Annotated in this window: 17 protein-coding genes and 1 pseudogene; 7 read left to right on the forward strand and 11 right to left on the reverse strand. The window is 65.2% G+C overall.

Annotated elements, in window-relative coordinates:
• Positions 1-2: 2 nt before the first annotated feature.
• The 3 genes and pseudogenes from rpsR to rpsF form a co-directional block, all read right to left on the reverse strand.
• Entirely contained in the window at positions 3-266 is a 264-nt protein-coding gene (gene rpsR / locus B7R21_RS00265) for a 30S ribosomal protein S18 (RefSeq protein WP_104245567.1), read from the reverse strand.
• Positions 267-296: 30 nt separating this feature from the next.
• Complete coding sequence (locus B7R21_RS00270; RefSeq protein WP_116281254.1) at positions 297-818, reverse strand: single-stranded DNA-binding protein; 522 nt, start codon at positions 816-818, stop codon at positions 297-299.
• A 216-nt stretch (positions 819-1,034) separates the two neighbouring features.
• Positions 1,035-1,364 (reverse strand): annotated as a pseudogene (rpsF, locus tag B7R21_RS20920) (30S ribosomal protein S6); the annotation flags it as partial.
• Between the two features lie 181 nt (positions 1,365-1,545).
• On the opposite strand from rpsF, the gene B7R21_RS00280 reads away from it, so the two are divergent.
• On the forward strand, positions 1,546-2,787 hold the full coding sequence (locus B7R21_RS00280; RefSeq protein ID WP_172591990.1) for a glycosyltransferase: 1,242 nt from the start codon (positions 1,546-1,548) through the stop codon (positions 2,785-2,787).
• Between the two features lie 33 nt (positions 2,788-2,820).
• Here the strand turns inward: B7R21_RS00280 and B7R21_RS00285 are convergent, their stop codons facing one another.
• Positions 2,821-4,245, reverse strand: coding sequence for a CCA tRNA nucleotidyltransferase (locus B7R21_RS00285; protein WP_116281257.1), 1,425 nt, complete (start codon positions 4,243-4,245; stop codon positions 2,821-2,823).
• A gap of 79 nt (positions 4,246-4,324) precedes the next feature.
• On the opposite strand from B7R21_RS00285, the gene B7R21_RS00290 reads away from it, so the two are divergent.
• Together B7R21_RS00290 and murJ are read left to right on the forward strand one after the other, a co-directional pair.
• Positions 4,325-6,715, forward strand: coding sequence for a DUF6049 family protein (locus B7R21_RS00290; protein ID WP_116281258.1), 2,391 nt, complete (start codon positions 4,325-4,327; stop codon positions 6,713-6,715).
• Positions 6,708-8,327, forward strand: a complete 1,620-nt coding sequence (gene murJ / locus B7R21_RS00295; RefSeq protein WP_116281259.1) for a murein biosynthesis integral membrane protein MurJ — start codon at positions 6,708-6,710, stop codon at positions 8,325-8,327. The genes B7R21_RS00290 and murJ overlap by 8 nt, the downstream gene beginning before the upstream one ends.
• On the opposite strand, the gene B7R21_RS00300 is transcribed toward murJ, so the two are convergent.
• Positions 8,311-9,117: an alpha/beta fold hydrolase gene (locus B7R21_RS00300; protein WP_116281260.1), complete on the reverse strand. Its 807-nt coding sequence runs from the start codon at positions 9,115-9,117 to the stop codon at positions 8,311-8,313. The genes murJ and B7R21_RS00300 overlap by 17 nt on opposite strands.
• A gap of 119 nt (positions 9,118-9,236) precedes the next feature.
• On the opposite strand from B7R21_RS00300, the gene trxB reads away from it, so the two are divergent.
• The 4 genes from trxB to B7R21_RS00320 all read left to right on the forward strand — a co-directional run bounded on the left by trxB (position 9,237) and on the right by B7R21_RS00320 (position 13,040).
• Complete coding sequence (trxB, locus tag B7R21_RS00305; RefSeq protein ID WP_116281261.1) at positions 9,237-10,238, forward strand: thioredoxin-disulfide reductase; 1,002 nt, start codon at positions 9,237-9,239, stop codon at positions 10,236-10,238.
• A 44-nt stretch (positions 10,239-10,282) separates the two neighbouring features.
• Positions 10,283-10,609: a thioredoxin gene (gene trxA / locus B7R21_RS00310; protein ID WP_116281262.1), complete on the forward strand. Its 327-nt coding sequence runs from the start codon at positions 10,283-10,285 to the stop codon at positions 10,607-10,609.
• Positions 10,610-10,740: 131 nt separating this feature from the next.
• The gene (locus B7R21_RS00315; RefSeq protein WP_116281263.1) at positions 10,741-12,075 is read left to right on the forward strand and encodes a PLP-dependent aminotransferase family protein; all 1,335 of its coding nucleotides are present in this window, start codon (positions 10,741-10,743) and stop codon (positions 12,073-12,075) included.
• Positions 12,076-12,077: 2 nt separating this feature from the next.
• A complete protein-coding gene (locus tag B7R21_RS00320) occupies positions 12,078-13,040 on the forward strand; it encodes a D-alanine--D-alanine ligase family protein (RefSeq protein WP_116281264.1) in 963 nt (320 codons plus the stop codon).
• A 77-nt stretch (positions 13,041-13,117) separates the two neighbouring features.
• Here the strand turns inward: B7R21_RS00320 and B7R21_RS00325 are convergent, their stop codons facing one another.
• The 6 genes from B7R21_RS00325 to yidD all read right to left on the reverse strand — a co-directional run bounded on the left by B7R21_RS00325 (position 13,118) and on the right by yidD (position 17,878).
• Positions 13,118-14,086, reverse strand: coding sequence for a ParB/RepB/Spo0J family partition protein (locus B7R21_RS00325; RefSeq protein ID WP_116281265.1), 969 nt, complete (start codon positions 14,084-14,086; stop codon positions 13,118-13,120).
• A complete protein-coding gene (locus B7R21_RS00330; RefSeq protein WP_116281266.1) occupies positions 14,079-14,990 on the reverse strand; it encodes a ParA family protein in 912 nt (303 codons plus the stop codon). Before B7R21_RS00330 ends, B7R21_RS00325 begins: the two co-directional genes overlap by 8 nt.
• A 212-nt stretch (positions 14,991-15,202) precedes the next feature.
• Positions 15,203-15,832 carry a 16S rRNA (guanine(527)-N(7))-methyltransferase RsmG gene (rsmG, locus tag B7R21_RS00335; protein ID WP_116281396.1) on the reverse strand — a complete coding sequence of 210 codons (630 nt, stop codon included), beginning with the start codon at positions 15,830-15,832 and terminating at the stop codon, positions 15,203-15,205.
• A gap of 104 nt (positions 15,833-15,936) precedes the next feature.
• Positions 15,937-16,503, reverse strand: coding sequence for a protein jag (locus B7R21_RS00340; RefSeq protein ID WP_437184167.1), 567 nt, complete (start codon positions 16,501-16,503; stop codon positions 15,937-15,939).
• Between the two features lie 86 nt (positions 16,504-16,589).
• Entirely contained in the window at positions 16,590-17,564 is a 975-nt protein-coding gene (gene yidC / locus B7R21_RS00345; RefSeq protein ID WP_116281267.1) for a membrane protein insertase YidC, read from the reverse strand.
• An 8-nt stretch (positions 17,565-17,572) separates the two neighbouring features.
• Positions 17,573-17,878 carry a membrane protein insertion efficiency factor YidD gene (gene yidD, locus B7R21_RS00350; RefSeq protein WP_116281398.1) on the reverse strand — a complete coding sequence of 102 codons (306 nt, stop codon included), beginning with the start codon at positions 17,876-17,878 and terminating at the stop codon, positions 17,573-17,575.
• Positions 17,879-17,904 lie beyond the last annotated feature (26 nt).

Genomic DNA, 17,904 nt, shown 5'->3' on the forward strand with positions numbered 1-17,904 from the left:
TCCTACCTGCCCGAGCCGGCGTAGGGCAGCAGGGCCATCTCGCGGGCGTTCTTGACTGCACGGGCGATGAGACGCTGCTCCTGCACGGAGACGCCGGTGATGCGACGAGCACGGATCTTTCCGCGCTCGGAGATGAACTTGCGGAGGGTGTTGACGTCTTTGTAGTCAATGACGCCGACGCGGATCGACTTCGCGGGGGCGGCATTCTTGCCGTCTTTCCCCTTGCGGATCGGCTTGCGGCGGTCGCCGCTGCTCTTTCCAGCCATGGTTGTTCTGCTTTCTGAAAAAGGTGAAGTTTAGAAGGGGGTCTCGTCGCTGAAGCTGCCCGGAGTGTTCCAGACATCAGCGCCGCCACCGGAGGTAGCCGTTGCGGGCGCGCTTGCGGCCCACGGCTCGTCGCCGCCACTGGCAACCTGGCCACGACCGCCGCCACCGCCACCGGCAGAGCCGGAGGATGAGGCGCGGGTGACCTGGGCCGTCGCATAACGGAGGCTGGGACCGATCTCGTCGACCTCGAGCTCGATGGAGGTGCGCTTTTCGCCCTCTTTCGTCTCGTAGGAACGCTGGCGCAGGCGACCGGTCGCAACGACGCGGGAGCCCTTCGTCAGTGATCCGGCCACGTGCTCAGCGAATTCACGCCAGACACTTGCACGAAGGAACAGTGCTTCGCCGTCTTTCCAGTCGTTCGACGCACGATCGAACGTGCGCGGCGTGGAAGCGATGGTGAAGTTGGCAACCGCCAGCCCGTTCTGCGTGTAACGCAGCTCGGGATCTCCGGTGAGGTTGCCGACCACGGTGATGACGGTTTCGCCAGCCATGGTCGACTACTCGGCGGGTGCAGCGGCAGGCGCGGCGGGAGCAGCAGCTGCCGGAGCGGCATCAGCAGCAGGCGCAGCGTCAGCAGCAGGCTTCGACGCAGCCTTGACCGCAGCAGCGGCACGAGCCGCGGGTGCAGCAGGAGCCGACTTGCCGGCGGCCTGGGACGACGAGGAGGGAGCCGACGAAGACGACGGAGCCGAAGAGGACTTCGGGTTCGCGGCAGCGCGGGCAGCCTTGGCTTCGGCGAGCTTCGCAGCCTCGGCGACCTGGGCGATGGCCTCTTCGGCACGCAGCACCTTGGTGCGCATGACGGCTTCGGAGAGCTTCAGCTGGCGGTCGAGCTCCTTGGTGGAGTCGGCCGTTGCCGTGAGCTTCACGACGGCGTAGATGCCTTCGGTCTTCTTGTTGATCTCGTAAGCCAGGCGACGGCGTCCCCAGATGTCGACGTTGTCGACGGTGCCGCCATCCTTGCGGATGACGTTCAGGAACTTGTCGAGGCTCGGAGCCACGGTGCGCTCATCGATTTCTGGATCGAGGATGACCATGAGTTCGTATTTGTGCGTCACTAACCCACCTCCTTTGGACTAGATCGGTCACAGACGTTCTGTGACAGGAGGGTGTGTGCAGCAGTCATGACCCGCGTGGGAGAACCCCACTGGGTGTAGACAACCTGTAGAGCCTACCAGATCTGGTCTTCGATCGGGAGGCGCCACTAGAGTGACCCTCGTGGGTCTCAAACGGGTCGGTCTGGTGTCGTTGCACACCTCTCCTCTCGCGACTCCCGGATCGGGTGATGCCGGCGGGCTGAACGTCTACGTGGTGGCTCTGGCCGAGCAACTCGCAGCGCTCGGGCTCGAGGTCGAACTCCTCACGCGCGCGGCCAGCCCCGATCATCCGGAGACCGGGTACACCGACGCCGGAGTGCCGGTGCGGTTCCTTCGGGCAGGCCCTGCCGAGCCCGTGCCGAAAGACGATCTCGCTCGCCACATGAACGCGTTCCGGGATGCCCTGAGGGCTCTACCGCAGTTCGATCTCCTGCATTCCCACTACTGGCTGTCGGGCGCCGGCGCCCTGATGGTGGCCGAGGAGCAGGGGATTCCGCACATCCAGAGCCTGCACACCGTCGCCGCCCTCAAGAACGAACACCTGGCGCCCGGAGACCGGCCGGAGCCGAACGAGCGGCTCTGGGCGGAGCAGAGGCTCGTTCAGGACTCGGCAGCGACGATCGCCTCCACCCTCGAGGAGGCACGCGCGATCGTGCAGGCGTACGACGCAGAGAACGGGCGTGTGAAGATCGTTCCCCCGGGGGTCGACACCGGACTGTTCCATCCGGTCAGGCAGGTAGACGGGCCGAGGATCTTCGACTGGCCGGCCCCTGTGGACGAGGAGAAGAGACGCGGCATCCTCGTGCTCGGCCGCATCCAGCCGCTGAAGGGCCAGGATCTCGCCATCCGTGCCCTCGCTGAGATACCTGCCGAACGCCGGCCCCTGCTCACCATTGCAGGTGCATCGACACCGGGTGAGAAGAAGTACGAGAAGTCGCTGCACACTCTCGTCGACGAACTCGGCCTGGCCGATGACGTGGTCTTCGCCGGAACCCAGACCCGGGATGTCGCGGCCGAGCTCATCAGGCAGTCCGCGCTGCTGCTCATCCCGTCGCACTCGGAGACGTTCGGGCTGGTCGCTCTCGAAGCGGCGGCATCGGGTACCCCCGTCATCGCCTCCCGCAGCACGGGAACGGGCAGTTCAGTCATCCATCGCTCCACTGGAGTGCTGCTCGGGACCCGCGACCCGGCAGCCTGGGGGCAGGCCATCGACGAGCTGCTCTCCGACTCCGGGCAGCTCGGCTCGCTCTCGCTCAAGGCGACCCGGCACGCGTCGCAGCACACCTGGAGACTCACCGCCGAGCTCACGCTGATGGCCTACCGGGATGCCGTCAGGGAGAACCAGTGGCTCCGGCCCCGATGAACTGACGGAGCCGGGCGTCCAGATCGGCCTCGGTCAGCGCGCGGCGAACCAGGCCAGCAGGCGGCGGGTAGCCTCCTCCTCACCGAGTGGGCCCTCCTCGAGGCGCAGCTCCAGGAGGAAACGGTAGGCCTCGCCGACGTCACGGCCGGGCGTGAGGCCGAGGATCGCCATGATCTGTTCGCCATTGAGGTCGGGCCTCGTCGAATCGAGCTCCTCCTGCGAGGCGAGTTCGGCGATCCGCGTCTCGAGGTCGTCGTATGCAAACGAGAGGCGATCCGCTTTCCGGACGTTCCGAGTGGTCACGTCTGCCCGCACGAGGATGTGCAGTCGCTCGAGGAGTGGTCCTGCATCCCGAACATACCGGCGAACCGCCGAGTCGGTCCAGGCGCCGTCGGTGTAGCCGAAGAACCGCAGGTGCAGCTCGATCAGCCGCGCGACCGCCGCGATCGTGTCGTTGTCGAAACGCAGCGCCTTCAGCCGCTTCTTCGCGAGCTTCGACCCGACCAGGTCGTGGTGGTGGAACGACACGACCCCACCGGGTTCGAGCCGCCTCGTCGCCGGTTTGCCGATGTCGTGCAGCAGCGCTGCGAGCCGCAGCACGAGGTCGGGGGCGCCGTCGAACTGCCGCGAACGCTCGAGGTCGATGGCCTGGTCGAGCACCGTCAGGCTGTGCTGGTAGACGTCTTTGTGGTGGTGGTGTTCGTCCATCTCGAGGCTGAGTGCGGGGATCTCGGGAAGCACGAAGGCGGCGAGCCCAGACTCGACCAGCAATTCGATGCCGCGGCGAGGGGCCGGGGAGAGCAGCAGTTTACTCAGCTCCTCGTTGACACGCTCGGCGCTGATGATCTCGATCCGACCGGCCATCTCGTCGAGGGCGAACCGGGTCTCGTCGTCGACCGCGAAACCGAGCTGTGCGGTGAAACGCACGGCCCGGAGCATCCGGAGCGGGTCGTCGCCGAACGACACCTCGGGCGTCGAGGGGGTTCGGAGCACACCGGCGAGCAGGTCGTCCATCCCCCCGGAGGGATCGACGAGAACCAGCTCGGGGAGCTTCAGCGCAAGCGCGTTCACCGTGAAGTCACGCCGCAGCAGATCGGCCTCGAGTGAGGTGCCGAACTCCACGGAGGGCTTACGACTGGCCTGGTCGTAGACGTCCGAACGGTACGTCGTGATCTCCACGGTCTCGCCGGCGATGCGGGCGCCGATCGTGCCGAAGGCCCGGCCGATGTCCCAGTGGGCGTCGGCGAGCGGCTTCACGATCCGGAGGATCTCGTCGGGCGTCGCATCCGTCGTGAGATCGAGGTCGTGCACGGCGCGACCGAGGAAGGCATCGCGCACCGGCCCGCCCACCAGCGCGAGGTCGAAACCAGCCGCCCGGAACGCCCCGGCGAGCTCGGAGATGGGCGACGATGCCGCCAGTTCGGCCAGGAAGCTGAGGGAGTCTGCCACGGAACGCACCCCGTCACCCTACTGGCCGAAGCTGCCGACCAGCGAGGCCTACCCGTGCTCCTCAGGCCGACACCCTAGAATCACTGGCATGGATGCGGCGTTAGATTCGGGCGTCCGCCGCAGCCCGAGACGTGCCTTCCGGCTGGCCGCGGCGGGCCGGTTCCGTCGTCTGGCGGCGGTTGTCGCCGTCGTCACGCTCGCACTGCTCTGGATGCTCGGCGGCACCGCCCCGGCCGAAGCCGCAAGCACGCCGGCACCCCCCGCACCTGCGACCACTCCGCCTGCGGGCGACGTGAACACCGGACCCGCCGCCGCACCAGGCAGCACCGCCGCAACCGGCACCGTCGTCGTGTCGCTCGCTCCCGACAGCGCCGGAGTGCTGGCGACCGGAGCCGACCTGGCCGTCACGGTGAGCGTCGCCAACACGACGGGCTCCGCGATGGCACCGGGGAGCATCCACCTCTGGCTCGACCGCACCCCCCTCAGCACCCGGGACGATCTGAGCACCTGGCTCACTCCCTCGACGAGCTCGACGCAGTCACGCGACTCGGTGGCGACGGACGTCTCAACACCCGGGCTGGCTGCTGGCGCGACCGGCACCTTCCGGGCGACGCTGCCCGCCGCGGCGCTCGGGCTCAGCACCTTCGGCGCCTACGGGATCGAGGCCACCTACGCCGCCGACACGACCCTCGTCGACACCCGGAACACCGTCGTGTGGGCGGCCGGTTCCCCCGAGCGTGAGACCTCAGTCGCGGCGATCATGCCGCTCACCGCCCCCGCCGGAGTGCAGGGACTGCTCACCGCAGCAGAGCTCGACAGCTACACCTCGACGGGCGGTGTGCTCGCCCGCAAGCTCGACTCGGTCGTCGACCGGCCCGTCACGCTCGCGATCGATCCGATGGTCATCGTCTCGATCAGGGTGCTCGGCACGGCTGCACCGCAGTCGTCGCTCGACTGGCTGGCCCGGCTCGCCTCCGCCACGAACCCCACGTTCCCACTGTCGTACGCCGACTCCGACATCGCGATCGAGCGCCAGGCCGGCGCCACGAGCCTGCTCGCGCCGACCTCCTTCGACTACGCACTCTCGAGCGCGAACTTCCAGGGCACGCCAACACCCGATCCGTTCGCCCTGCCGGGGCAGGTGGCGACGGATGCCTCGGGCACGGGCTCGGGCACGGCGGGCAGCAACAATGCCACGGCCAGCCCCACCACCGCAGGCTCCACCCCGGCACCCACCACCGCGCCGGCGCCCGGAGCGCTACCCACTCTGGCCGACCTCACCGCGTGGAAGTACACCCGCACCGATCTCGCCTGGCCCGCAGCGGGCACGGTGACAACCGACGACCTCAACTTCTTCGCAGCCGCAGGGCTCGGCACGAGCATCCTGAGCACCGACAACGTCGCCCTACCCGCCTCGGAGGACGACCTCACGCCCAGCGCCCCCGCCACCATCGGCGACAAGAGCGCCGTGCTCGTCGATGCCGGGCTCTCGGATGCCCTGCAGACGGCCGCCGCCGCAACCACCGACACGGGGCTCGACGCGGCCCTGGCCGAAGTGTCCGGCATGCTCGCGATCGTCGACGCCCAGGGCGGCCAGGCTCCTCCGGCACTCGTAGTCGACCTCGGCCGACAAGCTCCCGCCACGGCATTCGGCGTCGGCCGGGCCCTCGACCTCGTCGAATCACTGCCCTGGTCGGCCAACCGTGGGCTCTCCGACGTGCTCAGCGTGCCGAGCCTCGGAGTGAGCGTGAAGAACAGCGACGAGCCGTCCACGCGGCGGGACACCGTCGCCGCAATGCTGGAATTCGAGCGACAGGTCGGGAATTTCGCTTCCGTGCTGGCCGCGCCCGAACTCCTCACCGGCCGACAGCGCGCAACGCTGCTCGCGGTGCTCGCGCAGTCCTGGTCCGCTGACCCGACCGGCCGCACCGGAGCCGAGGGCGACTACGCGAACCTCACGACGACGGTGCTCGACTCGGTCAAGATCATCGACGGCAGCAACATCAATCTCTTTGCCACGAGCAGCGAGGTGCCCGTGCTCATCAGCAACGATCTCAATCAGCCCGTCACCGTCGAACTGCAGGTCACCCCCTCGAACGGTCGCCTCGTCGTCGAACCGGGGCGCATCGAGGTCGTGGTCGAGGCGAAGTCGCAGAAGACGGCCCGCGTGCCCGTGAAGGCCGCCGTGGCGAGCGGCCAGGTCGACCTGCGCCTGGAGATCTTCAGCCCGTCAGGCGTCTCCATCAACCAGGCTGCACCGCGCCAGATCAATGTGAGCGCGGACTGGGAGGGCATCGGCACGATCGTGATCGGCGTCCTGGCCGCCGCCCTGCTGGCTTTCGGCATCGTGCGGCAGGTTCTGAAGCGTCGAAGGGCGAAGGCCGTGCGCGCTGCCGAGTCGCAGTCTCCCCCGAAAGCTCCGGATGCTCCCGCGCCGGCTCCGGATGCTCCCCCCACCGAGAGCGGATTCCATGGCTGAGCGCAGCATCGTCCGTTCCAGCACCCTGCTCGCCGGTGGCACGATCATCTCGCGCATCCTCGGGTTCATCAAGGCCATCGTCCTGGCGGGGGCAATCGGCCTGGCCGCATCCGGTGACGCTTTCGCAGCGGGAAACCAGCTGCCCAACACGATCTACGTCATCGTCGCCGGCGGCGCCCTGAGTGCGGTTCTGGTGCCGCAGATCGTCCGCAGCGCCCTGCACTCCGACGGCGGTGTCGCCTACATCAACAAGCTCGTCACCATCGCCCTCCTCGTGCTAGCCGCGGCAGCGCTTGTCGCCACGCTGCTGGCGCCACTGCTGGTTCGGCTCACCGTGTCGGGGCTCACACCCGAGCAGACCGACCTTGCCATCGCCTTCGCCTACTGGTGCCTTCCCCAGATCTTCTTCTACGGGGTCTACACGATCCTCGGCGAGGTGCTGAACGCCCGCAACTCCTTCGGTCCTTTCACCCTGGCGCCGATCCTCAACAACATCGTCGCGCTCGCAGGGCTCGTCGTGTTCATCGCGGTGTTCGGCTCCGACCCGAACGGTTACCTGCCACTCAGCTGGTGGACGCCGTCCTCCATCGCCCTACTGGCCGGCTCGGCCACGCTCGGCATCGCCGTTCAGGGGCTCGTTCTGTTCTTCTTCTGGCGGCGTGTGGGCCTCCGCTACCGGCCCGACTTCCGCTGGCGCGGGGTGGGCCTGAAGGAGACAGGCAGGATTGCCAGCTGGTCGTTCGGCATGATCCTCGTCACCACTGCCGCCGGGCTGGTCGAGACCAACGTGGTCTCGACCGCATCCGGTGACGGCAAGGCCTCGCTCGCCGTCCTGGCGAACGCGTGGCTGATCTTCATGCTGCCGCACTCGGTTGTCGCCGTCTCGATCGCCACCGCCTACTTCACGCGGATGAGTGAGAACGCGTCGATCGGCAGCACGGAGGGTGTGCGGGCAGACCTGTCGGCCTCGATCCGGCAGATCACCGTCATCATGGTGCTGGCCGGCACGGTTCTGGTCGTTGTCGCCTTCCCGTTCGGACGCGTGATGATCGACTCGTTCTCAGGGGCGACCGGCATCGGCTCCGTGCTCATCGCCTTTCTTCTCGGCCTACCCGCCTTCAGCGTTCTGTTCGTTCTCCAGCGCGCCTTCTTCGCTCTCGGCGACACGCGCACGCCATTCTTCACCAATCTCTTCCAGGCCATCGTCTTCTCGATCGGCAGCCTGCTCGTACTGGTTCTCGTGCCCAAGGAGTTCGTCGGTGTCGGCGTGGCGCTCTGCCTCTCCGGCGCCGGCACCCTCCAGACACTCCTGGCGGCGTTCATCATGCGTCGAAAGCTCGGCGGGGGCGGCCGCCGGGTGGTTTCGAGCTTCGGCAAAGATGCCGTCGCCGCCGTTCCCGCCGCGGCGACGGGTGTCGTGGTGCTCCTGCTCTTCGGCGGGGCGTCGGCCGACGGCTTCGCCCTCTCCGGCCGGTTCCAGGCGATCGTGGTGATGGTGATCGTCGGGGCTGCAATGGCGTTGGTGTACCTCGGCGGCCTGCGGGCGCTGCGCTCCTCAGAGCTGACGGATGCCCTGCGACCCATCCTCGGCCGGCTCAGACGGAGCGCATAGCGTCGATCCCGGCGAGGAACGGCTGCACGAGCTCCAGCACCGGGCCCGCCGGGAACAGCGTGTCACCGTGCCCACGCCCGGGCAGCGGCTCGAAGCGCGCGTGCGGCATCAGCCCCGCGGCACGCTCGGAGTCGATGTAGCGCTGCCGGTCATCCGTGCCCGCCAGCAGCAGAGCCGGGGTCTGGATGCTCGCAAGCCTCTTCTCGTCCACACCCTGTTCGACCGCCAACTGCCGGAAGTACGCCTGCAGCGCGACCGGGTCGTTCGCGAGAAAGGCGTTCGTCGTGGCCGGATCGATCGCGACACCCGCTTCTGCCTCCCAGCCGTCGAGGAACGCACGCATCCCGCCCGATTCGAGCGCCTCGTCGTAGCCCGGAAAGAACAGGGAGCTGACGGTGCCCTTCCCCAATCGGTAGGTCCCGCCGGCCGAGATGAGGGAGAGCATCCGTTCGGGGTGCGCGTCGGCCAGGGAAAACCCCACCCGGGCGCCGAAGGAGTAGCCCATGAAGTGCGCGGCGTCGATTCCGGCAACGTCGTACACGGCGAGGAGATCCTGGAGCACGAGCGTCATCGCGTAGTCGGCCGGACCGTGCGGCTTGCCGCTCAGGCCGTGCCCGCGCATGTCGAGGAGGATCAGCCGGTAGTCGTTGCGGAGCGCCTTCACGTACCCGAACCCGCGCCAGATGGCCCGTGACAGAGCTGACCCGTGCACGAGGACGAGTGGCGTGCCGGTGCCGACCTCCTGGTATGCAATGCGTGTGCCGTCGACGGGATTGAATGCTTCGCTCACCCTCCCATCATGCCTGTGCACAAACCCGGAGCGCTGGAATACGCGACGGTTAGGATGTGTTGAAGCCTTCAGTACCACAGAAGCCGGTGACGCCGTCACCGCAATCAAGGAGCTTGTCGATGCGACAGATCATCATCATCGGGTCCGGTCCTGCCGGGTTCACTGCAGCAATCTACGCCGCGCGTGCGGGCCTCGAGCCCCTGCTGATCGCGTCGAGCGTCGAGGCTGGCGGAGAGCTCATGAAGACCACGGAAGTCGAGAACTTCCCCGGCTTCCCCGAGGGTATCCAGGGCCCCGACCTCATGACCAAGCTGCAGGAGCAGGCCGAGAAGTTCGGCACAGAAGTGCTTCTCGACGATGTGACGAGTGTCGACTTCTCCGGCGACATCAAGAAGATCTCCACGGGCTACAGCGGCGACTTCGAAGCCCCGGCCGTGATCTTCTCCACGGGTTCCGCCTACCGCAAGCTCGGTCTTGACGACGAAGAGCGCCTGAGCGGCCGTGGTGTCTCCTGGTGTGCCACCTGCGACGGGTTCTTCTTCAAGAAGAAGACGATCGCCGTGATCGGCGGCGGCGACTCGGCGATGGAGGAGGCGACCTTCCTCACGCGCTTCGCCGACAAGGTGTACCTCATCCATCGGAAGGACACCTTGCGGGCATCCAAGATCATGCAGGAGCGAGCGTTCGCGAACGACAAGATCGAGTTCGTCTTCAACTCGGCCGTCGTGGGCATCAACGGCGAGAACACAGTCGAGAGCCTGAAGCTCCAGAACACGGTCACCGGCGAACTGAGCGAGCTTCCCGTACAGGGACTGTTCGTGGCGATCGGTAACGACCCGCGCACCCACCTGGTGCACGGCCAGCTCGACCTGACGGCTTCCGGCACGATTGCGGTTGCCGGCCGCTCGTCGAAGACCAACATCGCGGGCGTGTTCGCCGCGGGTGACGTCATCGACGACACCTACCGCCAGGCCGCCACCGCGGCGGCCTCCGGTACCGTTGCTGCGCTGGACGCCGAGCACTACCTCGCGGGTTTGGCGGAGGCTTCGGCCATCGCTGAGCTGCGCGACGCCGAAGCAGAAATCGAGCTCGTCGATTCACTGCAGTCCACCCGGTCCTGAAACCCCTGATCACAATCGTTTTTGAAAAAGAGAGTGAGTAAACCATGTCAAATGCCTCAGCAGTGACCGATGCCAGCTTCGAAGCCGATGTACTGAACTCGGACGAGACGATCCTCGTCGACTTCTGGGCCGAGTGGTGTGGCCCGTGTCGCGCCGTGTCGCCCATCCTCGACCAGATCGCATCCGAGCACTCCAGCAAGATCAAGATCGTCAAGCTCAACGTGGACGAGAACCCGCAGACCGCTGCGAAGTACCAGATCACGTCGATCCCGGCGATGAAGGTGTACCGCGGCGGAGAGGTCGTCAAGACCATCATCGGTGCCAAGCCGAAGGCCGCGCTCGAGAGCGACCTGGCCGCCTACCTCGCCTAGAGCGAGGGTCACGACAGAACCGCACGAGCCCGATCGGCAGCACTCTTGCCCGTCAGGCCCCCAGGGTCCGGACCACACGATGTGGGTCCGGACCCTTTTTCTTTTTCGATAGCATGGAATTTCGCCTCTTGATGGAAGTGCACGTGAGCAGCCAAAACACCCCGTCGTCATCGGGAACCAACCTCGATCCCTGGTACAACAACTACGCCGAGCGGGCAGCCGGCCTGTCGGTGTCCGAGGTGCGGGCCCTGTTCGCTGTGGCCTCCCGGCCCGAGGTCGTCTCCCTGGCCGGTGGAATGCCGTACGTGTCGGCGCTTCCCCAGGATCTGGTGATCGATGCCATGAACCGTGTGATGGTCGACCACGGTCCTGTCGCGCTGCAGTACGGTTCGGGCCAGGGTGTGCCGAGGCTCCGCGAACACATTCTCGAAGTGATGGCTCTGGAGGGCATCCGGGGCAGCGTCGATGACGTGGTCGTGACCACCGGATCGCAACAGGCCCTCGATCTCATCACCAAGCTCTTCATCAACCCGGGTGACGTCATCCTGGCCGAGGCGCCGAGTTATGTGGGTGCGATCGGGGTGTTCCGCTCCTACCAGGCCGACGTCGAGCACGTGCTCATGGACGACGACGGTCTGATTCCGGATGCTCTGCGGGAGGCGATCGTGCGCGTCAAGTCCTCCGGGCGCACCATCAAGTTCCTGTACACGATTCCGAACTTCCACAACCCGGCCGGGGTGACGCTCTCCGCCGAACGGCGTGAGGAAGTACTGCAGATCTGTCGGTCCGAGGGGATCCTCGTGCTCGAGGACAATCCCTACGGTCTGCTCTACTTCGACGGGCCCCCGCCCCAGGCGCTGCGGAGTACAGAAGACGAAGGCGTCATCTATCTCGGATCGTTCTCGAAGACTCTGGCGCCCGGATTTCGTATCGGATGGGCAATTGCACCGCATGCAATTCGGGAGAAGCTCGTTCTGGCCGCAGAATCCGCGATCCTCTGTCCCAGCTCCTTCAGCCAGCTGGTCATCTCCGAGTACCTCGAGACGGCCGATTGGAAGGGTCAGATCAACACCTTCCGGGGTGTCTACGAGGAGCGCAAGAACACTATGCTCGCGGCCCTCACCGAATACCTCCCCGAACTCAGCTGGACCAAGCCCAACGGCGGTTTCTACGTCTGGTTGACTCTGCCCGACTACCTCGACGCCAAGCAGATGCTCCCACGTGCGGTGAAGGAACTCGTCGCCTACACCCCGGGAACCGCCTTCTATGCCGACGGAGGCGGACGCAACAAGATCCGGCTCTCCTACTGCTACCCGACACCCGACCAGATCAAGCTCGGTATCCGACGTCTGACCACCGTCATCAATGGCGAGATCGACCTGCTGGAGACCTTCCACGCCACCGGCCCGCTCGCCACCGTCCGATCCGCCCAATCGTTCTCTGCCCCACCACCAGACATGGACTGACAATGACCGACACCAGAGCAACTCGAACCGTCGTCGTACTGGCCGGCGGTATCTCCCATGAGCGCGATGTCTCCCTGAGGTCGGGAAGGCGTGTTGCGGATTCGCTTCTGGCGCGCGGGCATCGAGTCACCATGCGCGAGCCCGATTCGTCCCTGCTCGCTTTTCTGGAATCCTCTGCCCCCGACCTCGTCTGGCCGGCGCTTCACGGAGCGAGCGGTGAGGATGGGTCCCTCCGGGCTCTACTCGACGCCCAGGGGATCGCCTATGTCGGTTCGGAGGCCGCGGCCGCACAGCTGGCCTGGCACAAGCCCACCGCAAAGGTGTTGGTCTCCCGGGCCGGATTCCAGACCCCGGGGTCGATCACACTTCCGCGCGAGACCTTCCGCGAGCTCGGCGCCACCCAGGTGCTCGACGGCGTGTTGAAGCATCTGGGCACGCCCCTCGTCGTCAAACCCGCCATGGGCGGGTCAGCCCAGGGGGTCACCGTCGTCGCAGAGGCGTCGGATCTGCCCAGAGCAGTCGTCGACGCCTACACGTATGGCGACATCGGCTTGATCGAGAAGAAGGTCCTGGGCACAGAAGTCTCTGTCGGAGTCATCGACACCGGCGAGGGTCCTTTTTCTCTTCCTGCGGTCGAAATAGTGCCCCGATCAGGGGTTTATTCCTTCGAGGCACGCTACAGCGCGGGGGAGACACAGTTCTTCACTCCTGCGCGGCTGGACGCGAGCGTCGCAGCCGCCGCGTCTGAGGCGGCACTGGCCATCCACCAGACGCTGGGTCTTCGGCACCTCTCCCGCATCGACCTGATCATCGACTCCTCGGGCACACCCCGGTTCCTCGAGGCCAACGTGATGCCCGGCCTCACCGAGACCTCGCTGGTGCCCCAGGCCATCCTCGCTGCTGGTCTGGACCTTGGGGCGGTCTACGAGGCACTCGGCGAGGTCGCGATTCGCGACGCCCGCTGAGGCGAACCGCCGGGTCACGTGACCGGTCAGTCGACGCTGACTGCGATACTCGACCGCGTTACTCGGACCGGGGCCTTCTACTCAAAGCGAGGGCCGGCCGACCCGAAGGTCGGCTCCCCCATCTCCGCCAGGATGCGGTTGAGGTCCTGGATCGTTGCAAAATCGATGACGATCTGGCCTCTGGTGGCGCCGAGGCTCACCTTGACCCGCGTGTTCAGGCGGTCGCCGAGTCGTTCGGCGATCTCGTCGAGGTGATCGTTACGGCGCCCAGCCGTGGGGCGCACGCGTTTGGCCCGGGGTGCTCGGGATGCAACAGCCTCTGCAGCACGCACGGACAGATCCTCGTTGACGATCTTGTCCGCGAGCCTGCTCATCTCTTCCGCGTCGACCACCGAAAGGATGGCGCGAGCGTGTCCGGCGCTCAGTACGCCGGCCGCTACCCGCCGCTGCACGCTGGTGGGAAGCTTCAGAAGCCGGATCGTGTTGGTGATCTGAGGCCGCGATCGCCCGATCCGGGTCGCCAGCTGGTCCTGGGTGATGTCGAAGTCGGCCAGCAGCTGCTGGTAGGCCGACGCCTCTTCCAATGGGTTGAGCTGCGACCGGTGCAGGTTCTCCAGGAGTGCGTCGCGCAGCATGTTCTCGTCCGCGGTCTCCTTGATGACCGCAGGGATCGTTTCGAGGCCCAGTTCCCGGCTTGCGCGCAGACGACGCTCCCCCATGACGAGTTCGTACTGCTGATCGGCGGCACCGACCTTTGTCAGCTCACGCACCACGATCGGCTGCAGAACGCCGACTTCGCGAATGGAGGCAACCAATTCGGCCAGATCGTCCGCGTCGAACTCGATTCGGGGCTGTTTCGCGTTCGGAACGATGCTTTTCGGGGCCAGATTGGCCAAGCGAGCGCCTGGCACGGAGACCAACTCCGGCTCCGTCTCGCTGCGTTCGGCGAAGAAGACGTCGACGGGGCTCACCGAGCGGGTCTCGTCGAGGGTGGGAATCAGGGATCCGATTCCCCGACCGAGACCTGTGCGCTTGGGGTTAGCCATTTCTTCTTGCTCCTCTTCGTGCTATTTCTGATGCTGCTTCGAGGTACGAGAGTGCACCTGTCGACTGCGGATCGTAACTGATGACCGTCTGGCCGTAACTGGGGGCCTCGGATATCCGAACCGTGCGGGGGATGATCGCTGCGAGGGTCTCCGCGGGAAAATGATTCCGCACATCTTCCGCGACCTGCGTTGCGAGACGGGTACGACCGTCGTACATCGTCAGGAGGATCGTGGAGACACCGAGGTGCGGGTTGAGGTGTTTCTCGATGAGAGCGATGTTCGAAAGCAGCTGGCTGAGCCCTTCCAGGGCGTAGTACTCGCACTGGATGGGAATGAGAACTTCGCGGGCTGCCACGAACGCGTTGATCGTCAGCAGGCCGAGAGACGGGGGACAGTCGATGAAGACGTATTGGTACGGGCTTCCGTCCGCTGCCGCTCGTGACAGGTAGCCTTCGAGGCTCTCTCGCAAGCGGAGTTCACGGGCCACCATCGGCACCAGCTCGATCTCGGCCCCGGCAAGGTGGATGGTGGCGGGTACACAGTAGAGAGAAGGGAACTCTGCACTCTGCTGAACGACGTCCTCCAGCGGACTGTCGTGGATCAGCACGTCGTAGACGCTGGGGATCTCCGCCCGATGATCGGCGCCGACGGCTGTGGACGCATTGCCCTGTGGGTCCAGATCCACCACGAGGACCTTGGCGCCGGCCTTGGCCATCGCGGCAGCAAGATTGACCGTTGTCGTGGTCTTGCCCACGCCACCCTTCTGATTGGCGATCGTGAGTACCCGGGTCTCGTGGGGGAGGGGATACTCAGCAACCGCAGCTGCTTTACGCCGCCGTGACAGGTCGGCAATCTCCCTCGCAAGGGGCGTCGAAGCGTCGTAGCCGATCGGTTCGCTTGTCATCTGGTCTTTCTGTGGGGCGGTGTCATTCCATAGTCATGTTTCACGTGAAACATGGCGTCCGTCAGATCGGGGTTGCCAAGTGACTGACGGTGTTTCACGTGAAACATCCCCACCCAAGCTACCCGGTTCAACGTCCAATGAATACTCGACCGGCGTGTCTGGGCGACTTCACGTCTGTGCACCGCGATACCTCGCGCATCGCAGCGCCAGACCTATCGAACTGTGGCGGTAATCACCCGGGTGATGTCCTCGACCAACCCGACCCCGAGCTCGCGCACCTCGACGTCGGCCAGCTTGAAACGCTTGATCTGCTTGGAAGCCGCTTCGACTTCTGCCGCAGCACCAGCACCCTTCATGAGTACCAGCTCTCCATCAGGGCGAACGAGAGGAGCACACATCGGAATCAGTTTGGAGAATGCGCTCACTGCTCGAGCCGTGAGTTGGTCGAGGCCCCCCGTGAAGCCCACATCTTCGGCACGGCCGCGCAAGACAGTGACATTGGTGAGGCCGAGTTCAGACGCCTGCTCGTCGAGCCACTTCACTCGGCGTTCCATGGGCTCGATCAGAAAGAACTCAACGTCGGGCCGGGCGATAGCCAAGACCAGCCCCGGTAGCCCCGCCCCGCTACCGATGTCACCCACCCTGCCAGGCCGAAGCAGTGGTGCTACGAGAACGCTGTTGACAATATGACGACTCCACAGCCGCGGGAGTTCCAAGGGGCCTATGAGGCCATACTCCTCGCCGTGAATGGCGAGATTCGCAGTGAATTGTTGAGCGGTCTTTAACGACTCTCCGAACAGCACAGCCGCTACATCCGGCTCTGATTCCAGACTTTCAGGCAACTCAGGCACCGTCGTCAACTCTCTCTTCAGGCCGGCGTCCTTCAATCAGAACAGTTGAACAGTACGGCTGTTTCACGTGAAACACTTGGATTGGTAAATCCAAGTCAGGCCTTCGTAATCACCGTGTGTCGGTCTCGGCCTTCGCCTTCGGAATTGGAGACGAATCCACGCTCGGCCACGATGTCGTGAACGACCTTGCGCTCGTACGACGACATCGGCTCCAGCGCGACGGACACCTCACCTCCGACCTCGATGCGGTCGACAGCTGCCGTCACCAGGCTCGCCAGCTCGGCTTCCCGGATCTGACGACTTCCTCCGACATCAAGGATGAGACGCGAGAAGCCACCCGTCTTCGTCTGCACAGCAAGCCGCGTCAACTCCTGCAGAGCCTGCACCGTATCGGGCTGCGACAGGAGCCGCAGGTTGCTGTCCTCGGAGGAGTTCACAGAGACATACGCACGGCCGCCACGGGCATCGATGTCGATGTCACCGTCGAGGTCGCAGATGTCGAGAAGTTCCTCGATATAGTCGGCCGCGATGTCACCCTCGTCTTCGAGAGCTTGGGAACCAAGACCCTGAACTGGACCATCCTGAACAGACCCGTCCTGGACTGGCGCATCCTGGACTGGCGCATCCGGCTCATCCGGCACATACACGTGCTCTGCCAGAATCCCCGCATCGAGGGAATCATCGCGAAGGGCAGCACTGCCCGTCTCGACCTCGATGTCGGCGGCGTTGATCTCCGTCACGTCGTTGTTCACTTCTTCTCACCCTGCTTCTTCGCTCTGGTCTTGCCCACGGGCTGCTGGCGCTGGGTCGGCTTCGCCGCCTCCAGAACGACGTGGTTCACGCTGCCGTCTGCCGCCGTGGCGATGTTCAACTTACCCTTCTTCGCCAACCGGGCCTCACGCGCCTTAGCCGCCTCACTGCCGGGTGTCGGCATGTTGCGGATGACGAGGAACTGCTGGCCCATGGTCCAGAAGTTCGAGGTGAGCCAGTAGAACATGACACCGAGCGGGAAGCTGAAACCGGAGAACGCGAACACCAGGGGGAGGATGTACAGCAGGATCCGCTGCTGCTTGAACATCGGGCTGTTCTTGGCCTCGGGGGACTGGTTCCGCGACATGATCTGCAGCTGCGTGATGAACTGCGAACCCGTCATCAAAATGACCATGATGACGGCGATGATCATGACGGCGACATGGCCCGTGGCGGTCGCCTGCTGGAAGCTCTCATGAAGCGGTGCGACACCGAACAACTTCGCGTTGCCGAATTGCAGCGCGAGATCCGAGTTCAGCCAGAACACGCCCGCCGTGCCCTTCTGGGCATCGTTCAGCACGGAGAACAGGGAGAAGAAGATCGGCATCTGCAGAAGGAGAGGAAGACAGGAGCTCAGAGGGTTGGTACCCGTCTTCTTGTACAGCTCCATCGTCTCCCGGGACATTGCCTCCCGGGAGAACTGGTCCTTCTTGCCCTTGTACTTGTCCTGGATCTTCTTCAGCTGTGGCGCGACCTCGAGCATCTTGCGCTGGCTCTTGATCTGGCGCACGAAGATCGGGATCAGCGCGGCACGGATGACCAGCACCATTCCCACGATCGACAGAACCCAGGTGAGGCCCTCTGCCGGATCCATCCCCAGCCCGGCGAGCACGGTGTGGAAGAGAACGAGCAGCCCCTCGACGACCCACTTGATGGGCCAGAGGATGGTGCTGATGAAACCGGGGATGTCCATGCTTCGGGTTAGCCCTTTCCGTGGCTACTGGCTACGACGAAACCGAATCTGGTGACACGGAAGGATTGTCTGCGAGCCGGGGGAACGTCGTCGATTCCGCCGGCAGCCCACGGGTGGCAACGCACCAGGCGATAGACACCGAGCGCCGTGCCGAGAACTAGTCCCCGCTGTTGGATTGCTTGCAGGGTATACGACGAACATGAGGGGTAGTACCGGCAGACGTCGCCGTACAGCGGCGAGATCACAGCGCGATAGCCCCTCAGGAGCAACACCGCCGCATTCCGGGGGAGGAGGTAGAGGCCGAAGGCGATCATCCGGATCACTGACACCAGCGAAACAC

The organism is Subtercola boreus, assembly GCF_003399625.1.
GTDB classification, from domain to species: domain Bacteria; phylum Actinomycetota; class Actinomycetes; order Actinomycetales; family Microbacteriaceae; genus Subtercola; species Subtercola boreus_C.

Excerpts from the sequence above, each read along its gene's own strand:
- rpsR (WP_104245567.1), bottom strand. The coding sequence starts at position 266 with ATGGCTGGAAAGAGCAGCGGCGACCGCCGCAAGCCGATCCGCAAGGGG.
- B7R21_RS00270 (WP_116281254.1), bottom strand. The coding sequence starts at position 818 with ATGGCTGGCGAAACCGTCATCACCGTGGTCGGCAACCTCACCGGAGAT.
- B7R21_RS00290 (WP_116281258.1), top strand. The coding sequence starts at position 4,325 with ATGGATGCGGCGTTAGATTCGGGCGTCCGCCGCAGCCCGAGACGTGCC.
- murJ (WP_116281259.1), top strand. The coding sequence starts at position 6,708 with ATGGCTGAGCGCAGCATCGTCCGTTCCAGCACCCTGCTCGCCGGTGGC.
- trxB (WP_116281261.1), top strand. The coding sequence starts at position 9,237 with ATGCGACAGATCATCATCATCGGGTCCGGTCCTGCCGGGTTCACTGCA.
- trxA (WP_116281262.1), top strand. The coding sequence starts at position 10,283 with ATGTCAAATGCCTCAGCAGTGACCGATGCCAGCTTCGAAGCCGATGTA.
- B7R21_RS00315 (WP_116281263.1), top strand. The coding sequence starts at position 10,741 with ATGGAAGTGCACGTGAGCAGCCAAAACACCCCGTCGTCATCGGGAACC.
- B7R21_RS00320 (WP_116281264.1), top strand. The coding sequence starts at position 12,078 with ATGACCGACACCAGAGCAACTCGAACCGTCGTCGTACTGGCCGGCGGT.
- B7R21_RS00325 (WP_116281265.1), bottom strand. The coding sequence starts at position 14,086 with ATGGCTAACCCCAAGCGCACAGGTCTCGGTCGGGGAATCGGATCCCTG.
- B7R21_RS00330 (WP_116281266.1), bottom strand. The coding sequence starts at position 14,990 with ATGACAAGCGAACCGATCGGCTACGACGCTTCGACGCCCCTTGCGAGG.
- yidC (WP_116281267.1), bottom strand. The coding sequence starts at position 17,564 with ATGGACATCCCCGGTTTCATCAGCACCATCCTCTGGCCCATCAAGTGG.
- yidD (WP_116281398.1), bottom strand. The coding sequence starts at position 17,878 with ATGATCGCCTTCGGCCTCTACCTCCTCCCCCGGAATGCGGCGGTGTTG.